Source organism: Ferroplasma acidiphilum (assembly GCF_002078355.1).
Classification (GTDB): Archaea; Thermoplasmatota; Thermoplasmata; order Thermoplasmatales; family Thermoplasmataceae; genus Ferroplasma; species Ferroplasma acidiphilum.
In genome coordinates this window covers 346,391-363,627 of sequence record NZ_CP015363.1, presented here as the reverse complement: position 1 = coordinate 363,627, position 17,237 = coordinate 346,391, and the positions used below count along the sequence as shown (strand labels likewise).

Below are 17,237 nucleotides of genomic sequence, written 5' to 3'. Positions count from 1 at the left end.
GAACTTTCTATTGTGTATATATTAAGTTTATAAATGGGTCTGTCCGGATTTGGACCGGAGTCTCCAACTCCCGAAGCTGGAAGGATGCCAGGCTACCCCACAAACCCTGATGTCATAATAGATTAACCGTATAAAAAGTTATTTTCCTGCTTCCCTTCTTATATACCTGGCTATTAAGCGTGCGTCTTCGTCTCCAACCTTATCCAGATTAATTGCAACATTTTCCATATCTTCCTGGTGGTTCTGGGTAAGTTTAAATTTAGCAGTTATTTTATTAACCTTAATGGTAAATGCAGCGATTTGCAAAACCATTTTCGCATAATACTCCTTTTTATCGTATCCTTTATTTGTCCATTCTGGATCATAAGATTTAGAGAGATCAACCAGGAATTTTTTAGTTTCTATATCATCCATAGTTTCCAGTATGCCATCAAAACGTACTGTCATATAATCCCATGTTGGAACTGAATCTTTCTCCTTATACCATTCTGGCGATATATAATGATGTGGCCCAGTAAAAAGAACTGCCACCTTATTGTTTTTTGAATGATACCATTGCATGTTTGCACGGGCCATATGCCCCTTCAATACTATATTATTGCCTGAAGCATCAAGCATCAGCGGGATTTGAGTGTTATATATCTCTCCATTGTATATGCTTAGAATTATGCCAAAGCTATAATTTTTCACAAAATCTACAATTTTTTCCATATCATCAATTTTGAATTCCCGTGGAACATACATGTAATAATATATACCGGTATTATTAAAATATTCCCACATGGAATAATATGTCTCCCTGGATTTAAAACTGGCATACCACATCTTTCAATGGTGGATTAAAAAATAATCATATACAACTTACATATTATGAACTATGGATAGGTCCCCGTTTTACACTATGGACGATTTTGATTTCAATGGCAAGAGAGTGTATCTTAGAATAGATATAAATTCCCCAATTAATCCTATAACCGGAGAAGTAGTGGATGATACAAGATTCATTCATTATTTGAGGACAATTAACGAACTTAAAAACTCAAAGGTTGTTATTATTGCCCACCAGGGAAGGCCGGGCGACAGTGATTTTGTAAGTTTGCGGCAACATGCAGGGCATCTTGGCAGGCTGTTAGGCAGAGATGTTTTATTCGTTGATTCATTGATAGGGTCTGCAGTGGAAACAGCTATAAGGAACATGAAAAATGGAGATATTATCATGCTGGAGAACTCCAGATTCTATAGCGAAGAAATACTTATAAAAGATGATGGGACTGCCCAGAAAAACACATTTATTGTCAGAAATTTATCAAAATTATTTGATTACTTTATAATCGATGCTTTTCCTGCGATACACAGGGATCAGACAACACTTACCGGATTCAAGGATATAAAGCCCAATATAGCTGGCAGGCTTATGGAAACTGAAATTAAGAGCATAGACAGGTTCATGAATTCTAAATCACATCCGAAACTGGCTATAATGGGTGGAGCCAAAATAAGGGATGCTATAAAGGTAACAGGCCCATTCCTGGAGAAAGGGATAGTGGACAATATAATTTTTGGTGGTGTGGCAGCAAACATATTCCTGTGGGCTTCCGGGATAGACATAGGGAAAAGGAACATGGAATTCATCGAAAAACAGGATAAAAATTATAAGAAATTGCTGGAGGAATGCAAATCGTTGTTATCCCGATTCTCCGATCGCATATACCTCCCTGAAGATTTCATGCTTAATCCCTTACAGACAGAAATAAAAACAGGTGAGAAGGTTCAAGATGACCAGTTGCTGGCAGATATCGGATTTGAGTCCATTAAAACTTTTAGCAGCATTATAGAAAAAGCAAAAAATATATTTCTCAATGGCCCGATGGGAATGTATGAAATAAATGAATACTCACTTGGAACCAGGGAAATATTTAATGCAGTTTCCCAGAGCCCTGCATCAAAAATAGTCGGGGGAGGGCACACAATAAATGCAATTAATGAATTCGGGCTTTCAGATTCCATGGGATATATATCAACCGGGGGTGGCGCCCTGATAAATTATTTATCCGGTGAGCCTATACCTGTAATAGACTCACTTGTTTATAACAGGAAAAAATTTGGAGGTAATTAAATGGCAGGAGAAAATGAACTGGTAGAACAGATTGAATATTTAAAAAACTTACTGGAAACTATAGATTCAAGAATGAATTTATTATTGAAGACACTTGAAGAATCGAATGATACACTTGCTTTGTTAAAGGATACAGATTATGAGAAATCAAAGGATGTAAAAATATCCATCGGATCTGGCCTATTTTCCAAGGCTGCACTGGATACATCAAAAATTATTGTGCCGGTAGGCTCCGGTGTTTTTATAGAGGAGGAAAAAGAAAAAACTATAAAGAGGATGGAAGAAAATATACAGAGCCTGCAGGATACATACAACAACCTGTTAAAGCAGAAACAGTCAGCTCAGAATAATTACGATGCCCTCATGTATTCTGTCCAGAGGGCCCAGGAAGGAAACAGGTAATGTTTGACAAATTAAAAAAGAAATTTTCGGATATATTTTCCGGAAATAGGGAAAATGGGCCAAAAGATTCGTTAACAGCAACCCGGGATTCTGTGGCTCCACAGAAGGAAAAAACAATAAGGCGGGATGAACTTGAAAGCACCATAGAGGAAACTCTCCTTGAGGCAGATGTAAGCTATGATGCCACAGAGGAAATTATTGAAAAATTAAAGGCGAATCTCGGCAAATTAAAGAGAAAAATTGATTATCCTGCAGTTGAAGAAGAATTAAAGAGTGTGGTTCGTGATGTTATCCAGCACAATAATAAGGATGCTGTTAACCTTCTCACCGTCGAGAAAAAACCATTTGTAATACTGTTTCTTGGCATAAACGGAACCGGAAAAACAACAACCATAGGGAAACTGGCGTACTATCTTAAGAGCAATAATAAAAGTGTAGTATTATCTGCGTCCGATACTTTCAGGGCTGGAGCTATTGACCAGCTAAACATTCTTGCTGGCAATGTTGGGGTGGAAATCATTAAACATGATTTCAGGAGCGACCCTGCGTCCGTTGCATTTGACGCCATAGAACATGCTAAAGCAAGAAAAATGGACTATGTTTTAATAGATTCAGCAGGAAGGATGCAGACAAACAAAAATCTCCTGGATGAAATGAAAAAAATTAAGCGTGTTGCAAAACCGGACATGACAATCCTCGTACTGGATGCCATGATAGGCCAGGATGTAATAAACCAGGCCCTGACATTTTCAAGTGAAATAAACTATGACGGTGTGATAGTAACAAAGCTTGACACGGATGCAAAAGGCGGATCAATAATAAGTATTTCAGCTGGAATCAAGAAACCTATTCTCTTTGTAGGGATAGGGCAGGAAATGGATGATATTATCCCATTTGATGTGGAATGGTATCTGAAAAAGATATTTTCATCTTAAGCTGTTCATAACAGCTGATATGGATTTATGGTCCATATCTGTCTTTATCAGTGGTATATTTTCAATTTCAGAAGTTTTATTGCAAGTTCATCCACATTGTCGGGCTTTACATAAACCACAGCTGCAGGCTTCAATGGATGTGCCCTTATTGCTATCATCGGGCTCCTTCCAATTGAAACATCTGTAATGAATATTATCCTCTGGCTGGACCATCCATAAAGCTTTGTATATTCTGCGTAGGAAAATTTCAGTACTGCCTTAATTCCATCTATCATGGTATAACCACGTATGTTGCGTTTCAAATTTGCAGTTGAACATGGTGTCCCGCGGATTTTTGTTAAAATATACCGCAATTCTATGTCATGGTCATAATCCTTTATGTCGAGCAGGGCATCCGAAGGTATTCCGCTGTTATACCTGCGAACAAGATGCCCTCCCCTGGACTCGTCTATTTTTACCAGCGCATCAACAATTTTTTTTATAGAATTTGCACCGGGAGATTTTCTTCTTCCCGATTCATAATCGCTTATTACTGATGGTGAAACATCCATAAACTTTGACAATTCCATCTGTGATATGCCAAACTCTTCCCGCCATTTTTTAATTGTTACACCGGGTGTATCGGATATTGTTATTTCCCCTGCTATCTTTTCGCTTATATCCATGCGACATCATGGCAATATTAAATAAAAATATATCTATTCGATTATAATAGAAGTAGACTTCACAAATTTATGATAATTTCCTTTGCCTTGATATAAAATACCCCAGAAATATTCCCCATACAGCACCGTAAAATATGTGCATTGAATAATAAAAAGCTGTGGATGGAAGATAATATTTTTCGTATACATAAAGATGCAGCAATAATATGTTTACCGGAAGGCTGAATACCAGCAGAACCAGGAATCCTGCAAGAATTCCTATAAAAAGCCCTGATTTAACTGTTTTTATTCTCAAAGCAATAACATAATAGGAAATTAACGCTGCCACTATGCCTACAACTGTACCTACCACGAAATGCAACAACATTCCATATAAAGTTCCATAAAATCCGGATATATGCAGAAGCCGGGATCCTATTGCCGTGAACTGGTATCCCGGAGGAAGCGATGCAGCTATATCAAATAGGTAGAACATGATAGCTTCGAATATTGCTGAAATAAAGCCTGCAACCGGGCCATAATAAAGATATTTACCGGATTCCATGCATATATAATTGCCAATAAATACATAAATCATTGTGGTTCCATGGTTGTGTATGTAATTATGTGTAAATATAAACTCTCCTGTTACTAATGAATTTAATCATTAAATAACAGGAAAGTATACCTCTTTTGAACACAAGGAGGTAATAAAATATGGAAAATACAGATATAAACATATCGGCTCTTGAGAATGTAGATATAGATAGAATATTAAAGGAAGCAATAAAAGAGAAAATAGAGAAATTAATGGAAACAGAATTAAATGCATATCTAGAGGAAAATCCAGGAATAAAGAATGGAAAATATAAAAGAGATTTAAAGACAAAGTATGGTGAAATAAAACAGTTAAATATCCCCAGAGACAGGGATAGCAATTTCCATACAAAGGTAATAGAGCCCTATAACAGATCAATAGGAATAGAGGATCTTATAGTATCAATGTATTCCAATGGAATATCTACAAGGAGAATAGCAGGTATAATGGAGGATATTTTAGGAAATAAATATTCTAAATCTACTATATCAAGAATAACAGATTTAACCATAGAAGAGGTTTATAAGTTTGTTAACAGGCCTTTAGATAAACGGTATATAGCAATATTCCTGGATGGATTATTCTTCTATTTAAGAAGGGGAAATGTGGATAAAGAGCCAGTTATATTTGCTTTAGGAATTAAAGAAACTGGAGAATACGAAGTACTGGGATTCTATTTAACAGTTAAAGAATCACATAATAGTTATAAGGAAGTATTAGAAGACCTTTATAGCAGGGGATTAAAGGAGCCATTATTGATTGTAGCAGATGGAATAAAGAACTTAGATGAGGAAGTAATGGAAATATATCCCAGATCAGAATTCCAGCTATGTACAATACACTATACCAGGGGATTAAAATCCAATGTAAGGGAGAGAGATATTGAGGAAATATCTATAGACGCAAATAAAATGTTTAAATGTGACAGTAAAGAAGAGGGTATAATAAAATTCAATGACTTTAAATATAAATGGGAGAGTAAGTATCCTAAGGTAATATACAATACTGAAAAGAATCTGGGAAAGCTATTAAGGTTCTATAATTATCCTTCCAGTATATGGAGATCATTGAAATCTACCAATGCTATAGAACGGTTAAATGGAGAGGTAAGGAGAAGGGTAAAAACAATATCATCATTCCCTGATGAGGATTCAGCAATGAAGGTATTCTATTATAAGTCAATAGAATACAATTCAAAGCATGCATTCAGGAAGATGAACGGATACTATAAATGCAAGGATGAAATAAAGGAAATGTTCAATAAGCGGTATCCTTTATAAATACACAAAATTATGGACACAATCGTTCCATTTTATTCGCATAAAATATGGAAAATAAAACATCAAATTTATATAATAACCTGATAATATACAACTATGAATTGCGAAACAATAGACTGGCTCAACAAACACAGCGGAAAATACGAACTTAGCCATAGTGGCATGTCAGGGGTTTTTGACTTAAAGGAATATTTTAATAAATCTACACCGGGGCATGAAACAGACCTTAAAGAGCAGATAGGCGATCTTCATGGCGTGGATGCAAAGAATGTTGTTTTAACACATGGTGCCACAGAAGCTTTTTCAATGGTGCTTTATCACCTGCATGCAAAATATAACACATTCATTGTAAATAAGCCTGAATATGAGATGATATACAAAACTCCTGAAATATTTGGTTATAAAGAAGGAAATGAATTGTTTGTTGCAAGCAATCCAAATAACCCCACAGGTACTTTGATTAAATTTCCTGATAAGTATTCTTCATGCTTAATAGATGAAACATTTATGGAATTTGTTGAAAAACTTGATAAATACAGGTATACCAATGGATACATAGTCAACACATTTACAAAGGTATATGGTGGTGGAGACCTGAGGCTTGGATATATTATAGCACCTGATAAGGATGAAGCTGCGAAACTTGAAGGCTTCAAAGGGCTCATTACTGAAGATGTGTCCTGGATAAACGTTTCTGCTGGATATGAGATTCTGAAAAAACACGATGAGCTGCTTGCAAATGTGAAGGAAATTATAAACAGCAACCATAAAGTCCTGATCCATGAAAAGGGAAAACTGAAATTTTATAGTGGCAAAGACCCGCTTGCAATGCCCGTATCCTTTGTTGATTATTCAGGATATACTGCAGAGGGATCGGAAAGTGTAAGTGAAAAGCTTGCAAAGAAAGGGATTATAGCACTTCCTGCAAAGTATTTTGGAATTACAGGACCATACTTAAGAGTCTGTATTACCGGAAAAGATTTCCCTGAGGCATATAGAGCCCTTTTGAATGCACTGGAAGGTATGGAATAATAAAAATTATTCCCTACTGAAAAGAGCGTAAAATTCGGCTTCCGGGCTCAATTTATCCAGAATTTCATATGCGTGTTCTGCATCAATTTTCTTTCTGCTTACTGCTTCATCGGTCCTGTATATTTTAATGAAATATCTGTGGTCTCCATCACCTCTTGGAGGGCATGGGCCACCATATCCTAGCTCCCCAAAATCATTCAATCCCTGATAATATCCCTCTTCTGTAATTTCTTTATTCCCGATATTTTCTTCAAGTGTTACTATTCCCGCCGGAATATTGTATATGATCCAGTGCGTGAATAAACCTGAAGGCGCATCCGGGTCATTCATAACTATAAAATAATATCCTGTTTCATTGCGATCATGTATCTCAATCTTCGGGGAGTGGTTTTTCCCGCTGCAGGTAAATTTGTCAGGAATCCTGCGCCCTTCAGACATCCCTATAACTCTCAATTCCATACACAACAATACATAAAATACTTATAAATTTAACTGAATCACATGGAAGCCAGGGCAATTTTCCGCTCCATATGTTTTCTCAATTGCATGGAATTCAATACTACGGTTGTGGAACTTAATCCCATAGCCAGAGCAGCAAATATTGGCAATACATAATATATTCCTAAACCGAGGAGCGGAGTCAAAATCCCAGCAGCTACAGGTATAAGTGCAGAGTTGTACCCTATTGCCCATCCCACATTTTGTTTGATCTTTTTTATTGTGTATTTTCCTATTATAAGTGTACTGAGTATATTTTTCAAATCGTTGTTGAGTAAAATTATATCCCCGGTTGCAGTTGCAATATCTGATCCTGAAGCCATGGCGACCCCTACATCTGCTGTTTGCATAGCAACTGTATCATTTATTCCATCACCAACAAACATCACATATTTCCCTGTTTTCTGCTCTTCTTTAACTATTTCGGCCTTTCCTTCGGGCTTTATTGAATAATAATATTTGTCTACATGTAGATATTCGGCTACGTCTTTTGTATTTTCCAGGGAATCCCCTGTTACTATCAATACCCGAATATGATTTTTCTGGAGATTTTTAATATCGTTCTCTATTCCACTGCGAAGTTTGTGTTTCAGATTGATTGAAGCCAGTTCTATTCCATCCATAGTAAGGGATGTATGATCTCCCGCACGGCTTGCCTCTACATTCTTGCCGTCATATTTGCCATAAACGCCTGAACCGGGAATCTCCCTGAATTCAGAAATATCAAGTTTTTCAGGGTTCATATCCTTTAAGTAGTTAACAATTGCATGTGCTACGGGATGGTTGGAACCTGATTCAATAGAATACAGGAGAGAAACAGCCAGATGCTTATCGCCGGTAGTTGTAAACGCTGTAATCTCCGGTTCGTTATCTGTAATAGTACCTGTTTTGTCAAATATAACAGTATCTATTTTTGATAACCTATCCATTGAGCTTGAATTTTTAATTAATATGCCATTTCTTGATGATTCATTGGAAGAAATTAAGAGTGTAATAGGTGCTGCGAGCCCTATGGCGCATGGGCAGGCGATTACCACAACTGATACGAATACCAGTATTGCAATTATAGAGTATAAGGGGTTTGATACAGACCTCAGGTAAAAGTACCAGAATAGTGCGGAAGAAAAAGCTGCAGCCAGGACAATTGGCACGAAATATGATGAAAATATATCAGATATTTTCTGTATCTTTGCCCTGCCCATTGATGCCATCTGTATCATTGAATATAGCTTATTTACAGTAGAATTTTTCCCGGTGGCTGTAACTTTGACCGATAACACACCATTGAGGTTTAATGTGCCTGAGGTTACAGGCGACCCTGGAGCTTTTAAAACGGATTCGGCTTCACCGGTAAGCATTGATTCATCTATCTCTGATGTTCCATCTACCACAGTTCCATCGGCAGGGATGTTTTCCCCGGGCTTTATCTGTATAATATCCCCTGCCACAAGGTTTTCCATCGGGATATCTTTTGCAATCCCCTCTTTCAAAATATGTACCCTATCAGGTATCAGCGATAGGAGGGCATTGGCAGAGGAATTTGCACGTTTTTTTGTCAAATCTTCTATGTAGCCGCCGGTCATTAACAATGTTATAATAAACGCGGATGCGTCAAAATAGGTATATTTTACCGGGAATAATCCAGGTACAAGTGTTATTATTAAAGAAAAGAAAAATGCGGTAAGTGTGCCAAGGCTTATAAGCAGGTCCATATTGCCCATTTTGTTTTTAATTGCAGCATATGCTCCCTTGTAAAAATCGAGTCCTACATAAAACTGCACAGGAAGGACAAGCAAAAGCAACACATAATTTTTCAAAGGGAAACTAAAAAGGTAATTAATAACTATGATGGCAATGGAAAATGGCCATGCAACTATTAATTTGATTTTCAGGCCCTTGCTTTCTGAATCTGGTTTGTCAAACTTGTCTTTGCAACCCTGAGAACAGAAGTAGTATCTGGTTCCATCACGATCAGAGTATATTTTAGAATCTTGGGATACATACATCCCGCAAACAGGGTCTACTGCCATAAACTTACCGGATATATTTTAGAGGGTTTGCGTCAAATTCCTTTTTGCAATTATCATTACAGAAATAATATTTCTTTCCATCATACTCGCTCTCAATCTCTTTTTTTCCTTTCATTCCACATACTGGATCTGTTGCCATAATTATATTATTAATAAGGGGTATTTATAAATTTACCGTTCACAATGCATGTATTCATGGCTATATTGTAGCATTATGATTCTGAATGTATTCTGATTTACAGGTATCACAGCAAAAATACAGTTTATTATGGTTAACATCAAGAACATGTGGTTTTCCACTGATGATGCTATCACAATAATCGCAATACAGGTCAACTTTTTCCATATCATTGTTTAATACCCTTTTATATGCGATATTCAGATTTTTATATTGTAAATTACCGGAAAGGCTATCCTTATTCATTACTACGAGATAATTACCATTGGCCATCTTATAATATTCTATTATATCATCATCCAACCCATCAATATTTTCCATTTCTGCTATTATATACAAACTGTTTTCCCTTTCTTTGAGGGTAATTGTATACCGTTCTATGTATTCCCTATTAAGCTTGGTTATAATTTTTGAAACCGTATTCCTGTTAAGAAGCAGCCTGTCAGATATTTCGGATATTGGCATTTTTGAATTTTCAAATAGAAGCTTTAATACTCTAGATTCATTCCTATTCATATTGCTATGCATAATATCTAATTATTCTGTATATTATAAGCATTTTGTATATATACAAAAGAAAAACTGATATAAAATTTATAGTAATGCTTTAATAATAATAGCATATTATCTTAATATGGATATTCAAATAGGCAAGGGAAGCATAGATATTGGGGATAAGGCCGTTAAATTAATAGGGAACAGGGTTTTATCAATATCTATTTTAACCACGCAGGGTGCCTGCACTGATGAAATGTGCCCGCTTATAAAAACGGCGGTATGCGAGATAAAAGATAATTTTAGCACAGGCACACTGTATAAAATTCAGAATCCTGTTAAAATAGAAATGCCACAGGAAGTGTATAACTCCATTGACAGGGAGAGACAACACATAAAACTAAAAATTTCTTTGAAGGGAAAACCAGAAATTAAAGGGTTTTCACTGGTCAGCGCTGTTTGAGTATGCCTGATCTTCTTCAAATTTTTTCTCTGCGTTTATTGCAAAGTGTATTCCAGCAAAATAAAGTGCTATCATAGGTATAGCGATAACAACCATTGTAAAGCCAGTTACGCCAGGTGAAAATATCATGCCGTATACAAGTGAGCCTATAACTGCGTATCTCCAGTTCTTTTTCCAGGTATCCGCTGTAACAATCCCAAATCTGCTCAGGCCAACCATAAATACTGGAATTTCAAATGAGAGCCCGAATGCAATTGTATACATAAACATAAAGGATACAAAACTGGATATTCCCATTGTAACATCAGCACCTACGCCAATGTCAAAACTGGCAAAAATTTTGAATAGGATCGGCGCTATGAAGTAAATGCCAACAAATGCACCGGCAAAAAACAGAAGTGAAGCTGGCAATATTATTGATCTTAACATTTCTTTTTCACTGGTTTTCAGTGCAGGGTCTATGAATTTAGAAACCTCATATATAATAACAGGCATTGAGATTATCAGTGCAATTGCCATACAGGTGTAAAAATCTGCCATTACCCCATCAACCGGCTTAAGAACCAGAAGGGTCGTATCGGTGGTCAATGTATGGGCTTTGAGCAGAAAGAGTATCTGAGCACCTATATTGTCATATGGATCCGGATAAAGAAACATAAATCTATAACCTAAAAGAGAGATATATTGAAGCCTGAAAATGACGAAAATACCGAAAAGAATTCCAAAAACTTCCAGTATCTTTATTAATCTTGCCCTGATTTCATCCGAATATTTTACCAGGTAATTAAGAAGCTGGTTTTCCATATTAATTTTGCTTTGCTTCTATTGTTGTTTCACTTGATTCTTTAGCAGGTACTTTTCCCAATTTCTGGTTTATTTCGCCTATAATCTGGTCTATGGTCTTGTCCTTTGTCTCGATATTAAGGTCTTCAGCTATTTTCATATAGTTAATCTGATCCTTATTTACATTAGATGCTGTACTGGCTCCATTTTTCAACTCGTTCTCTATTTCCATCTGCCCTCTCTTAAATTCACCTGTCGCTTTTCCAAGGTTTCTGGCCATTTCAGGAATCTTTTTAGTACCGCCGAAGATAATCAGGGCTACTACCGCTATAATCAATATGTCCATGTATGAATCAAACATTATACATCACTGATTCATAATTATAATATTGTTAAAAATACATTGCCTTTTTATTGAATATATTCACAAAATTGAATAAACATTTAGACTTAAAAAATATGCCCTTTTATGGCGAACGATAAAAATTATATTCCAGAGCCAGAGAAGAGGGCGTTCCTGAAAGGAGCCGGGCTCTCTATTGCTGCTCTTTTAATCGGTGGAATATCTGTTGAAAGGTATGTTGTGCCTAAGGACCGGGGTGTGCCGGTAATGGATAATTTTCCACTGGCTGTTCTCGAGGACCCGAGTGGAAGCAGAATAACTATTAAAGATGTTATTGAATATGCTGCTGCTAGCAAATCAAGCACATCTACTCCGATGCTGGTATTCGATTACCCGCTTCAGGATGAACCAAATTTCCTCCTGGTTCTTAAAGATGTACAAGTAACAACACCGGACAAGAGCATTGTTCCAACTTCAGGGTATTCTCCTATATCACCATCAAACAAAGCGCCTATGGATGGAATAATATACATAAGTTATGGTGGTCACAATTATTCAATTATGGCATTGAGTGGCATATGCCAGCACCTTGGTTGTGTACCGCCTTTCCTTGATTACCATCCCGGGCAAAGTATACCCTTCGAATCAAAACTAATAGGTTACAAGAGTGATGCCCCCGGCACACCAGCACAATGGCCAGATTATGGATTAATATACTGTAAATGCCATGGAAGCCAGTACAATCCATTATGGGGCGGAAGGAACCTTTACAACAATGGCCCAGCATCAAGCCCTGCAAACCATTCATTACCGCAGATTATGTTGGCTACCGATTCTTACGATTCAAGTGGAAGTGGTAAGATTTACGCATATGGAATTAATTCTTCAAACGCTGTTATCAGAACGCATTTGCAATTCCCGGGCGGCGAAACATATGGTTCACAGGTAAAAAGTGAAGATTTAACAGGCGGAACTGCTATAAGAACAGCTAGCGATTCAGTCGCGTCTAAGACCGTTTCTACGCTTTACACGGGGAATACCACATCGTCAACCCCACCAAAGTTGAGTGTATCGGCACTGGGATTGAATTCTAATAGTTCAGGAGTTATATTATACAGGACAACTGTGGTTAGCAACGAAGCTAGCAACACTCAAAACTGGAAAGGGAGTTTTTCAGGCAGCACATCAACTAATACTTTATAGGTGAAATAAATGGAAAAAGCAGAAACTAATAATTATAATATAACCGATTTGGTGAAGGAAGAAAAGGATTTGCCTGAAGGTTCTTATAAAATAGGATTTAAATCAGTCACAAGCCGCGGCTATAGAATTGATGAGTGGACAGGGTCATGGGTTGCAACAGCACTGATATACCAGATTGTTTCTGGAATAGTATTATTTTTCTATTACAGTCAGGTTGACCCATATCATTCCACACAGTACATTATATCAGATGTCCCCTTTGGGCATATCATACTTACATCGCATCTTTACATGGCATACGCCATGATAGGTCTTGTATATTTCCATATGATGAGACAGTGGTTCGTAGGTTCTTATAGGGGAAAGTGGAGATGGCTCCAGTGGATACTTGGAGTTGTACTGTTTTTGCTTACAATATTCACAGCAATACTCGGATACATGCTTGCAAATACCGCAATAGCAATGGCTGCTGTTCATATAGGCATATTATTCATGCAGAGGAGCGTACTTGGAAGGATACTTCCAGGTGCATTAATTAACTGGCTGGAAGCTATACTGGTGGGAAATTATACAACTCCTGCGCTATTCTCTCACCTGCTTGCCCTGCATGTGGCGGTATTTTCAACATTAATGCTTGCAATATTTGCGATACATTTCATGCTGTTTGAAAGATCAGGACTGGCAAGCGAGAAACCCAAAAAGGGCGAAATGATACCATGGTTCCCCACTAACTTACTCTACGCTGTATTTTCAGGCATAGTTATGGTTGGTGTAATACTCATAATATCAGCAGCATTTCCGCAGCAGTTGACACTGGCTTATGGGTCTCTTGCTTACGGAACTTTTCCGGTGCCTGACTGGTACATTACTCCCGTTTATAAGTTGATGGATGTAGCAGGTTATGGATTAAGTACTGGAGGTGTGCCATTAATCATAGGTATGCTGGTATTCATACTGTTACTGCCCTTCATTGACAGGTATCATAATAAAGGTGTCCTGGAAAGGCCATGGATTACTGCTTTTGGCATATTCATGCTTATAGGGCTTGCGGTCATGACTGTCTGGGGATATTCACAACCAGGATTAACACAGACAAGGCTGATGACCATGTATCTATGGTGGAGTATAACCTTCATATCGTTCATAACAGTATACGCTATGAGATTTGCAAAAAGGGATGGTGAGTTAAGTGAAAACAACTAATATAATTTATTTAATAGGCATAATTCAGCTTGTTGTGGTTGATCCTATAATGTGGTACTTTACCCAGGTTCATCCATTCAGGTATGAGAGCCTATGGGCGATAACGCTTGTTATAAATCTGTTTCTGTTTGCTGCGATAATATTTCTCATGCTACAGAGAACAATAAAAGCGAGGGTTTAAAATGGATAAAAAATCTATATATCTATACTATTATTCCATGATAATTTACCTGTTCGGCAGTGTACCGTTTATTTTATATGCGGTACTGATAAAACCAATCGGTGCCATGTACCATGAACACCCGTTCCAGATGGTTTCACCGGTATTCGGGAACTTTGGCGTTTACGAAGAGGGATTACTGGTTATTACACTTGTGATGGTAATACTGTCAATAATTCTCTATGCCATATCATTGATGCACAATAGGGGGAGGCATGGCAAGATATCGTCGAGAACGATAATAGCTCCAATATTGCTGTATATATTTACTTTCGCTGTAATAGGGGTGGCTGTGATATGATAAGTCAAACATGGGAAAAAATGAAAAAAAGCTCTAGGTATATGATTGTAACAGGAATAGTATTTCTGATAATTTCACTTCCAACTTTCCTGGATTATAATATGTTCCCAACAATCAATTCGAATATAGGCCCACATCAGCTATCTAGCTGGATATCATTTTTCTTTTCTTTCGTAGGATTTGTACTCCTCGTTGTAGGTTTTGGAGAGGAAGATATATAATTATTTTACTATCTTTTTATTTTTCAAATTATCAATTTCATCGTTTTTATAATCATTATTTTTTAAAATTTCATCTGTATTTTCCCCATGCCCGGGTGCATGCTCACTATTCAGCCCTGAAATTATTTCTTCTTTTGCCCTGACAGCCGAGACCGGAAAATTATATTTTCTGCCAAGTTCAAGTATTTCCATGGAATTGTATTGCAGAAAGATATTCTCAATTTCTTTATTAATATTCAGATTTAACCGGGAATTTTCCAGATCCTTTCTCTGTATTGCTTCTGTAAAATTTGCCCAGAATTTCTGTTCCAGGCACCCCAGAGCAACTTTGCCATCAGAAACCTGATAAATTCTGTAACAGGGGAATTTTCCGTTCAGTACGTTGTTTTCTGTAAACAGGTTATATGCATTAAAATATAGTGGAATATCTGACATATTTACAGTAACTTTTGAATAATCTCTGTTCTTTAAATGATTAATTATCTCCATAGCAGCATAGATACCGGAACCGGCATCGGCGATCTGCACAGGTAGTGTGATACCTATTCCAGAGAATGCCGTAAAATTTATATCGTGGGCAGGCAGCTCTGGATTTTCCCTGTATCCCTTGATGGAGCAGTATACCAGCTGTGGATTAAGCCTGTGCAATGTTAAATAATCTATACCCAACCTTTCAGTCACCCCTTCACTGAAATTCTCAATAAAAACTGAAGCATTTTTAATTAATCTGTAGAATATCTTCTTGCCCTCGCTGGTTTTCAGGTCAACACATATGCTCTTCTTTCCATGGTTAAGGAAATCATTGGCTCCGGGGGAGAGTTCATCCATGTAATCCCCTTTGCCGGTATCCTCAAATTTTATGACATTGTAGCCCCTGTCAGATAAAATTCTTGTTGTTATAGCACCGGGGATTAACCTTGTGGCATCAATCACTGTTTCCATCAAAAAAGTATACCTTTGAAATATATAATATATTCATCAGGGAATTAATCCCGTGAATTTTTGCTTATTTCCTTTGCTCTTCTGTATGAGCCTAAAACTGCATTCGCTATTGCTGTCCTGGCATTTGCCTTTTCCATTTCATATATGCCGGCTACTGTGGTGCCTCCTGGAGTCATAACTTCATCCCTCAGATCGGATGCCGAAAGCCCTTTCTCTCTCATAAGGGACATAGTATTGATGAAAGTATCAATGACCAGCTCACGTGCCTGGATTTTTGGTATTCCGGCCAGTATTCCTGCATTAATCATTGAATCTGCCATTATAGCAACGAATGCGGGTCCGCTGCCACTTAATCCTGTTACAGCATCCATATATGATTCATCTATATGCACAGCAGAACCAAAGCCTTTCAAAACTTTCTCCAGTACATCCTTATGTTCCTTATCCAGATTTTTGTAACTATATGCTGTGACTGATTTCTGGACAAGCATGGGTATGCTGGGCATTCCACGGGCGACCATTGAATCTTTTAACATCTCCTGCATGTGTGATAATGTAATCCCTGCCATAAAGGATATTACAAGTTTGCCCTTTGCTGCACTTCTTATTTCCTCCATAACGGAATCTGATATTCCTGGTTTGATTGCTAGAAGTATTACATCCCCGTATTTCGCATTTTCAACGTTGTTATCGAAAACCTTGAACTCCCCCTTACTCCATTTTTCCAGCTTTTCAAATGAACCGGAACTGAATGAAACTTCAAAATCATTTTTTATGCCTTCACCTATTGACCTTCCTACTGTACCTGCTCCTATAATAGCTGCTTTCATAATTTATAATCGAAGTATATTATATTACTTTGTTGATTTAGATACCATAGGTTTAATAGGATATGTTATATATAATACTATGATAATATTATTCGATTTAATTGCATTGTTAATTGCAATAGTTATACTCTCTATTCCTATGTATGTTGCATCAAAAATTGTAGTTTCCGGTAGAAATTCCAGCTTTGGTAAGGCAATAGCAGCAACAATTTTAACAGTGATCATACTGGTATTTTTGTCCCTGGGCCTGCATGTTCTCTTTGCACCACTTGCAGTTGCAGGAAGTATTATAGCTTTTCTGATTACACTGTTTATTTTACTCTACACATATAGCGCTATATATGATATTAGCCTGGGACGGAGCTTTATCCTGGCAGTAATGGAAATTATCATGTGGTTCTTATTCTTCCTGTTCACAGGCATACTGGGTGCTTTCTTTGCCTTAATTTGAACAATACTGATACCCGGGTTCTGATTAATGCATGTTGTTATATTTTGCTTCAATAGGGGTTCACTTTTT

At 37.2% G+C, this 17,237-nt stretch carries 23 protein-coding genes and 1 tRNA gene; 12 read left to right on the top strand and 12 right to left on the bottom strand.

The features are described 5' to 3' along the window. Window positions 1-34: 34 nt before the first annotated feature. Window positions 35-107, bottom strand: a tRNA-Pro gene (locus fad_RS01980). Window positions 108-138: 31 nt separating this feature from the next. After that, window positions 139-744, bottom strand: a complete 606-nt coding sequence (locus tag fad_RS01975) for an FMN-binding negative transcriptional regulator (protein ID WP_196795612.1) — start codon at window positions 742-744, stop codon at window positions 139-141. 133 nt (window positions 745-877) lie between these two features. On the opposite strand from fad_RS01975, the gene fad_RS01970 reads away from it, so the two are divergent. The 3 genes from fad_RS01970 to ftsY are packed head-to-tail and all read left to right on the top strand — an operon-like array spanning window position 878 to window position 3,453. Next, a complete protein-coding gene (locus fad_RS01970) occupies window positions 878-2,116 on the top strand; it encodes a phosphoglycerate kinase (RefSeq protein WP_081141569.1) in 1,239 nt (412 codons plus the stop codon). Next, on the top strand, window positions 2,117-2,518 hold the full coding sequence (gene pfdA / locus fad_RS01965; RefSeq protein ID WP_009887419.1) for a prefoldin subunit alpha: 402 nt from the start codon (window positions 2,117-2,119) through the stop codon (window positions 2,516-2,518). Next, on the top strand, window positions 2,518-3,453 hold the full coding sequence (gene ftsY / locus fad_RS01960; RefSeq protein WP_081141568.1) for a signal recognition particle-docking protein FtsY: 936 nt from the start codon (window positions 2,518-2,520) through the stop codon (window positions 3,451-3,453). The genes pfdA and ftsY overlap by 1 nt, the downstream gene beginning before the upstream one ends. Window positions 3,454-3,500: 47 nt before the next feature. Here the strand turns inward: ftsY and fad_RS01955 are convergent, their stop codons facing one another. Both fad_RS01955 and fad_RS01950 read right to left on the bottom strand, forming a co-directional pair. Further along, on the bottom strand, window positions 3,501-4,118 hold the full coding sequence (locus fad_RS01955) for a helix-turn-helix domain-containing protein (RefSeq protein ID WP_236940591.1): 618 nt from the start codon (window positions 4,116-4,118) through the stop codon (window positions 3,501-3,503). Window positions 4,119-4,185: 67 nt separating this feature from the next. Continuing rightward, complete coding sequence (locus fad_RS01950) at window positions 4,186-4,662, bottom strand: hypothetical protein (protein WP_236940590.1); 477 nt, start codon at window positions 4,660-4,662, stop codon at window positions 4,186-4,188. A 152-nt stretch (window positions 4,663-4,814) separates the two neighbouring features. Between fad_RS01950 and fad_RS01945 the strand changes: the two genes are divergently transcribed. Together fad_RS01945 and fad_RS01940 are read left to right on the top strand one after the other, a co-directional pair. Further along, complete coding sequence (locus fad_RS01945) at window positions 4,815-5,975, top strand: IS256 family transposase (protein ID WP_009887601.1); 1,161 nt, start codon at window positions 4,815-4,817, stop codon at window positions 5,973-5,975. 96 nt (window positions 5,976-6,071) lie between these two features. Further along, a complete protein-coding gene (locus tag fad_RS01940) occupies window positions 6,072-7,007 on the top strand; it encodes a pyridoxal phosphate-dependent aminotransferase (protein WP_081141565.1) in 936 nt (311 codons plus the stop codon). Window positions 7,008-7,013: 6 nt separating this feature from the next. Here fad_RS01940 and fad_RS01935 read toward each other — a convergent pair whose 3' ends face one another. Genes fad_RS01935 through fad_RS01920 form a run of 4 tightly spaced genes read right to left on the bottom strand, consistent with a single transcriptional unit; the run spans window position 7,014 to window position 10,229 of the window. After that, window positions 7,014-7,466: a YbhB/YbcL family Raf kinase inhibitor-like protein gene (locus tag fad_RS01935; protein ID WP_019841659.1), complete on the bottom strand. Its 453-nt coding sequence runs from the start codon at window positions 7,464-7,466 to the stop codon at window positions 7,014-7,016. Between the two features lie 38 nt (window positions 7,467-7,504). After that, window positions 7,505-9,535 (bottom strand): heavy metal translocating P-type ATPase, encoded by a 2,031-nt coding sequence (locus fad_RS01930; RefSeq protein WP_081141563.1) that lies wholly within the window; start codon window positions 9,533-9,535, stop codon window positions 7,505-7,507. A 4-nt stretch (window positions 9,536-9,539) separates the two neighbouring features. Next, entirely contained in the window at window positions 9,540-9,674 is a 135-nt protein-coding gene (locus fad_RS01925) for a YHS domain-containing protein (RefSeq protein ID WP_009887412.1), read from the bottom strand. Window positions 9,675-9,734: 60 nt separating this feature from the next. After that, complete coding sequence (locus tag fad_RS01920; RefSeq protein WP_171481593.1) at window positions 9,735-10,229, bottom strand: TRASH domain-containing protein; 495 nt, start codon at window positions 10,227-10,229, stop codon at window positions 9,735-9,737. Between the two features lie 118 nt (window positions 10,230-10,347). Between fad_RS01920 and fad_RS01915 the strand changes: the two genes are divergently transcribed. Then, window positions 10,348-10,671, top strand: a complete 324-nt coding sequence (locus fad_RS01915; RefSeq protein ID WP_009887410.1) for a hypothetical protein — start codon at window positions 10,348-10,350, stop codon at window positions 10,669-10,671. Here fad_RS01915 and tatC read toward each other — a convergent pair. Together tatC and fad_RS01905 are read right to left on the bottom strand one after the other, a co-directional pair. Continuing rightward, entirely contained in the window at window positions 10,651-11,475 is an 825-nt protein-coding gene (tatC, locus tag fad_RS01910; protein WP_081141560.1) for a twin-arginine translocase subunit TatC, read from the bottom strand. The two genes, fad_RS01915 and tatC, sit on opposite strands and share 21 nt — an antisense overlap. Window position 11,476: 1 nt before the next feature. Continuing rightward, on the bottom strand, window positions 11,477-11,815 hold the full coding sequence (locus tag fad_RS01905; RefSeq protein ID WP_081141559.1) for a Sec-independent protein translocase subunit TatA/TatB: 339 nt from the start codon (window positions 11,813-11,815) through the stop codon (window positions 11,477-11,479). 108 nt (window positions 11,816-11,923) lie between these two features. Here fad_RS01905 and fad_RS01900 point away from each other — a divergent pair, with 108 nt between their 5' ends. Genes fad_RS01900 through fad_RS01885 form a run of 5 tightly spaced genes read left to right on the top strand, consistent with a single transcriptional unit; the run spans window position 11,924 to window position 14,945 of the window. Then, entirely contained in the window at window positions 11,924-13,000 is a 1,077-nt protein-coding gene (locus tag fad_RS01900) for a Rieske (2Fe-2S) protein (RefSeq protein ID WP_196795611.1), read from the top strand. Between the two features lie 9 nt (window positions 13,001-13,009). Continuing rightward, a complete protein-coding gene (locus fad_RS01895; protein ID WP_081141558.1) occupies window positions 13,010-14,203 on the top strand; it encodes a cytochrome b in 1,194 nt (397 codons plus the stop codon). Continuing rightward, complete coding sequence (locus fad_RS09215; RefSeq protein ID WP_009887405.1) at window positions 14,190-14,384, top strand: hypothetical protein; 195 nt, start codon at window positions 14,190-14,192, stop codon at window positions 14,382-14,384. The genes fad_RS01895 and fad_RS09215 overlap by 14 nt, the downstream gene beginning before the upstream one ends. A 1-nt stretch (window position 14,385) precedes the next feature. Next, window positions 14,386-14,724 (top strand): hypothetical protein, encoded by a 339-nt coding sequence (locus tag fad_RS01890; RefSeq protein WP_009887404.1) that lies wholly within the window; start codon window positions 14,386-14,388, stop codon window positions 14,722-14,724. Next, window positions 14,721-14,945: a hypothetical protein gene (locus fad_RS01885; protein WP_009887403.1), complete on the top strand. Its 225-nt coding sequence runs from the start codon at window positions 14,721-14,723 to the stop codon at window positions 14,943-14,945. Before fad_RS01890 ends, fad_RS01885 begins: the two co-directional genes overlap by 4 nt. Here fad_RS01885 and fad_RS01880 read toward each other — a convergent pair whose 3' ends face one another. Both fad_RS01880 and proC read right to left on the bottom strand, forming a co-directional pair. Next, complete coding sequence (locus tag fad_RS01880) at window positions 14,946-15,887, bottom strand: CoA transferase (RefSeq protein WP_081141557.1); 942 nt, start codon at window positions 15,885-15,887, stop codon at window positions 14,946-14,948. A 44-nt stretch (window positions 15,888-15,931) separates the two neighbouring features. Continuing rightward, window positions 15,932-16,717, bottom strand: coding sequence for a pyrroline-5-carboxylate reductase (gene proC, locus fad_RS01875; protein WP_081141556.1), 786 nt, complete (start codon window positions 16,715-16,717; stop codon window positions 15,932-15,934). 79 nt (window positions 16,718-16,796) lie between these two features. Between proC and fad_RS01870 the strand changes: the two genes are divergently transcribed. Then, window positions 16,797-17,168 carry a hypothetical protein gene (locus tag fad_RS01870; protein ID WP_081141554.1) on the top strand — a complete coding sequence of 124 codons (372 nt, stop codon included), beginning with the start codon at window positions 16,797-16,799 and terminating at the stop codon, window positions 17,166-17,168. Window positions 17,169-17,237 lie beyond the last annotated feature (69 nt).

Coding starts and splice junctions, on each gene's coding strand:
- fad_RS01975 (WP_196795612.1), bottom strand. CDS start 744: ATGTATGTTCCACGGGAATTCAAAATTGATGATATGGAAAAAATTGTA.
- fad_RS01970 (WP_081141569.1), top strand. CDS start 878: ATGGATAGGTCCCCGTTTTACACTATGGACGATTTTGATTTCAATGGC.
- pfdA (WP_009887419.1), top strand. CDS start 2,117: ATGGCAGGAGAAAATGAACTGGTAGAACAGATTGAATATTTAAAAAAC.
- ftsY (WP_081141568.1), top strand. CDS start 2,518: ATGTTTGACAAATTAAAAAAGAAATTTTCGGATATATTTTCCGGAAAT.
- fad_RS01955 (WP_236940591.1), bottom strand. CDS start 4,118: ATGGATATAAGCGAAAAGATAGCAGGGGAAATAACAATATCCGATACA.
- fad_RS01950 (WP_236940590.1), bottom strand. CDS start 4,662: ATGGAATCCGGTAAATATCTTTATTATGGCCCGGTTGCAGGCTTTATT.
- fad_RS01945 (WP_009887601.1), top strand. CDS start 4,815: ATGGAAAATACAGATATAAACATATCGGCTCTTGAGAATGTAGATATA.
- fad_RS01940 (WP_081141565.1), top strand. CDS start 6,072: ATGAATTGCGAAACAATAGACTGGCTCAACAAACACAGCGGAAAATAC.
- fad_RS01935 (WP_019841659.1), bottom strand. CDS start 7,466: ATGGAATTGAGAGTTATAGGGATGTCTGAAGGGCGCAGGATTCCTGAC.
- fad_RS01930 (WP_081141563.1), bottom strand. CDS start 9,535: ATGGCAGTAGACCCTGTTTGCGGGATGTATGTATCCCAAGATTCTAAA.
- fad_RS01925 (WP_009887412.1), bottom strand. CDS start 9,674: ATGGCAACAGATCCAGTATGTGGAATGAAAGGAAAAAAAGAGATTGAG.
- fad_RS01920 (WP_171481593.1), bottom strand. CDS start 10,229: ATGAATAGGAATGAATCTAGAGTATTAAAGCTTCTATTTGAAAATTCA.
- fad_RS01915 (WP_009887410.1), top strand. CDS start 10,348: ATGGATATTCAAATAGGCAAGGGAAGCATAGATATTGGGGATAAGGCC.
- tatC (WP_081141560.1), bottom strand. CDS start 11,475: ATGGAAAACCAGCTTCTTAATTACCTGGTAAAATATTCGGATGAAATC.
- fad_RS01905 (WP_081141559.1), bottom strand. CDS start 11,815: ATGTTTGATTCATACATGGACATATTGATTATAGCGGTAGTAGCCCTG.
- fad_RS01900 (WP_196795611.1), top strand. CDS start 11,924: ATGGCGAACGATAAAAATTATATTCCAGAGCCAGAGAAGAGGGCGTTC.
- fad_RS01895 (WP_081141558.1), top strand. CDS start 13,010: ATGGAAAAAGCAGAAACTAATAATTATAATATAACCGATTTGGTGAAG.
- fad_RS01890 (WP_009887404.1), top strand. CDS start 14,386: ATGGATAAAAAATCTATATATCTATACTATTATTCCATGATAATTTAC.
- fad_RS01885 (WP_009887403.1), top strand. CDS start 14,721: ATGATAAGTCAAACATGGGAAAAAATGAAAAAAAGCTCTAGGTATATG.
- fad_RS01880 (WP_081141557.1), bottom strand. CDS start 15,887: ATGGAAACAGTGATTGATGCCACAAGGTTAATCCCCGGTGCTATAACA.
- proC (WP_081141556.1), bottom strand. CDS start 16,717: ATGAAAGCAGCTATTATAGGAGCAGGTACAGTAGGAAGGTCAATAGGT.
- fad_RS01870 (WP_081141554.1), top strand. CDS start 16,797: ATGATAATATTATTCGATTTAATTGCATTGTTAATTGCAATAGTTATA.